At 74.2% G+C, this 3,586-nt stretch carries 2 protein-coding genes; both read right to left on the bottom strand.

The features are described from left to right. Positions 1–3,133, bottom strand: a 3,133-nt coding sequence (locus HW445_RS22520; RefSeq protein WP_180222787.1) for a type I polyketide synthase, incomplete at its 3' end; no start/stop codon positions are given. 49 nt (positions 3,134–3,182) lie between these two features. Further along, on the bottom strand, positions 3,183–3,586 hold a 404-nt coding region (locus HW445_RS22525), incomplete at its 5' end, for an acyl carrier protein (RefSeq protein WP_180222788.1).

Raw genomic sequence — 3,586 nt, forward strand, 5'->3', positions numbered from 1 at the left:
CGTCGGCGTGGCGGGTCCAGGGCTCGTCGGTGTCGCCGGAGGGCCGGGAGTGCACGCTGACGGAGCGCAGGCCCTCCGCGTCGGCGGGGCCCACGGACACCTGGACGGCGACGCCGCCCCGCTCGGGCAGGATCAGGGGGTTGTGCAGGGTGAGTTCGCGGACCTCGTCGCAGCCCAGCTCGTGGCCGGCGGCGCCGGCGAGCTCGACGAAGGCGGTGCCGGGCAGCAGGGTGGTGCCCAGGACGACGTGGTCGGCGAGCCAGGGGTGGGTCTGCACGGACAGGAAGCCGGTGAACAGCATGCCGTCGCCCTCGGCCAGGCTGACCGCGGCGCCGAGCAGGGGGTGTGCGGCGGCGCTCTGGCCGATGGCGGTGACGTCCCCGGTCCAGCCGGTGGGCAGTTCGGGCCAGTAGCGCCGGTGCTGGAAGGCGTAGGTGGGCAGGGTGACGGCACGGGCGCCGGACCCTTCGTAGAAGGCCTGCCAGTCGGCCTGGACGCCGCGGACGTGGAGTTCGGCGAGCGCCGCGGTGACCGACCGGTTCTCGGGGCGGTCCTTGCGCAGGACGGGCACGAACGCGGCGTCCGCGCGGACGCTGTCGCCGCCCACCGCGGAGAGCGCGCCGCCGGGGCCGACCTCGAGGTAGGCGGTGATCCCGAGGCCGTCGAGGGTGCGCAGTCCGTCGGCGAACCGGACGGCCTCGCGCACGTGCCGCACCCAGTGGCCGGGGCTGCGCAGTTCGTCGGCGGGCAGGACGTCGCCGGTGAGGTTGGAGACGATCGGCAGTGCCGGCTCGTGGTAGGTGAGGGTGGCGGCGACCTCGGCGAAGTCGTCCAGCATGGCGTCCATGTGCGGGGAGTGGAAGGCGTGGCTGACGCGCAGCCGCTTCGTCTTCGCGAACCGGGCGGCGATCGCGGTGACCTCGTCCTCGTCGCCGGAGATGACGACGGAGGTCGGTCCGTTGAGGGCGGCGATGGACACGTTGTCGGTGAGCAGGGGCAGGATCTCGTCCTCGGTCGCCTGCACGGCGACCATGGCGCCGCCCTCCGGCAGGGCCTGCATCAGCCGGCCGCGGGCGGCGACGATCCTGGCCGCGTCCTCCAGCGACCACACCCCGGCGACGTGCGCGGCGGCGAGTTCGCCGATGGAGTGGCCGATGAGGTAGTCGGGGGTGACGCCCCAGTGCTCCAGCAGCCGGAACAGGGCCACCTCGACGGCGAAGAGGCCCGCCTGGGTGTAGACGGTGCGGTCGAGGAGGTCCGACTCCGGGTCGAAGACCAGCTCCTTGACCGGCCGGTCCAGGTGCTTGTCCAGCTCCGCGCAGACCGCGTCGAAGGCCTCCGCGAACACCGGGTGGGCCTCGTACAGTTCACGTCCCATGCCGGGGCGCTGCGAGCCCTGGCCCGGGAACAGGAAGGCCAGCCCGCCGTGTTCCAGGGCGTTGCCGCGGAGCACGGCCGGGGCGGGGGCGCCGTCCGCGACGGCCCGCAGCGCGTCGAGGAGTTCGTCGCGGCCGGTGCCGAGGAGGGCGACCCGCAGGTCGAGGGCGGAACGGGTGACGGCGGTGGACCAGGCGACGTCCAGGACGTCGGCCGGCTCGGACTCCAGTCGGGCGAGGAGGCGGGCGGCCTGCTCGGCGACGGCCTGCTCCGTGTGGCCGGACAGCAGCCAGGGGGTGCCGGCCGGGGTCCGTACCGGGCGGGCGGGGCCGTCGTCGGTGGCGTCGGCGTCGGCCTGGGCGTCCGCGTCGTCGGCCGGGGCCTGCTCGAGGATGGTGTGCGCGTTGGTGCCGCTGATGCCGAACGAGGAGATCGCGAAGCGGCGCGGCTCGCCGGTCTCCGGCCAGGCACGCGCCTCGGTGAGCAGTTCCACGTCGCCCGCGGACCAGTCGACGTGCGAGGTCGGCTCGTCCACGTGCAGGGTCCTGGGCAGCACGCCGTGGCGCATCGCCATGACCATCTTGATGATGCCGGCGACGCCGGCGGCGGCCTGGGTGTGGCCGAGGTTCGACTTCAGGGAGCCCAGCCACAGCGGGCGGCCCTCGGGCCGGTCCTGGCCGTAGGTGGCCAGCAGGGCCTGGGCCTCGATCGGGTCGCCCAGCCGGGTGCCCGTGCCGTGGGCCTCCACGGCGTCGATCTGCGCGGCGGACAGTCCCGCGTTCGCCAGGGCCTGGCGGATGACGCGCTGCTGGGACGGCCCGTTGGGGGCGGTGAGGCCGTTGGAGGCGCCGTCCTGGTTGACGGCCGAGCCGCGGATGACCGCGAGGACCTCGTGGCCGTTGCGGCGCGCGTCCGACAGCCGCTCCAGCAGCACCAGGCCGACGCCCTCCGCCCAGCCGGTGCCGTCGGCGGAGTCGGCGAACGCCTTGCAGCGGCCGTCGGACGCCAGGCCCCGCTGGCGGCTGAACTCGATGAACATGCCCGGCGCGGACATCACCGTCACACCGCCGGCGACGGCGAGGGTGCACTCGCGCTGACGCAGCGCCTGCGCGGCCAGGTGGATGGAGACCAGGGCCGAGGAGCAGGCGGTGTCGACGGAGACCGCCGGGCCCTCCAGGCCGAAGGTGTAGCTGATGCGGCCCGAGACGATGCTGCCGGAGGTGCCGGTGAGGTAGTAGCCCTCGACGCCCTCGGTGTGGCCGAGCAGCGACGAGTAGTCCTCGCCGGCCGCGCCCGCGAACACGCCGACCGGACGGCCGCGCAGCGAGGACGGGGCCATGCCGGCCCGCTCGAACAGCTCCCAGGTGCTCTCCAGCAGCAGCCGCTGCTGCGGGTCCATGGCGAGCGCCTCGCGGGGGCTGATGTCGAACAGCGCCGGGTCGAAGTCGCCGGCCGCGTCGAGGAATCCGCCCGAGGCCGCGTACGACGATCCGCGCTTGTCGGGGTCGGCGTCGTAGAGCCCCTCGAGGTCCCAGCCGCGGTCCTCGGGGAACCCGGAGATCGCGTCCCGGCCCTCGTCGACCAGCTGCCACAGGTCCTCCGGCGACCGGACGCCGCCGGGGAAGCGGCAGGCCATGGAGACGATGGCGATCGGCTCGTGCTCCCCCGCCTCCAGTTCGCGCAGCCGCTGCCGGGTCTGGTGGAGGTCCGCGGTCATCCGCTTCAGGTATTCGAGGACCCTCTTGTCATCCGCCATGCCCCGCCAGCCTCTCCAGGAATTCCGTACGTTCGGCAATCACGCTTGCTCAGGCCTCTCCGAACTCGTTGTCGATGAAGGCCAGTACTTCTTCGGCGCTCGCGGCGTCCAGCCGGTCGGCGACGTCGGCCGTCGCGTCGGCGGGCGCGGGCCCGCCGTCGAGCCGGGTCACCAGGGCCCGCAGCCGGGAGGTGATCCGCTGCCGGGCGCCCTCGTCGCCGTCGAGGCCCGCCAGGCCGGCCTCCAGCCGGTCCAGCTCCGACAGCACCGCGGTCTCCGCGCCTTCCTGGGAGCGGACCGCGCCGCCGATCTCGCCGCGCAGGAACTCCGCCAGCGCGGTCGGCGTGGGGTGGTCGAACACCAGCGTGACGGGCAGCTTCAGCCCGGTCCGCGCGCTCAGCTGGTTGCGCAGGTTGACGGCGGTGAGCGACTCGAACCCGAGGTCGCGGAAGG

Source organism: Streptomyces sp. UH6 (assembly GCF_013421635.1).
GTDB lineage: Bacteria > Actinomycetota > Actinomycetes > Streptomycetales > Streptomycetaceae > Streptomyces > Streptomyces abyssomicinicus.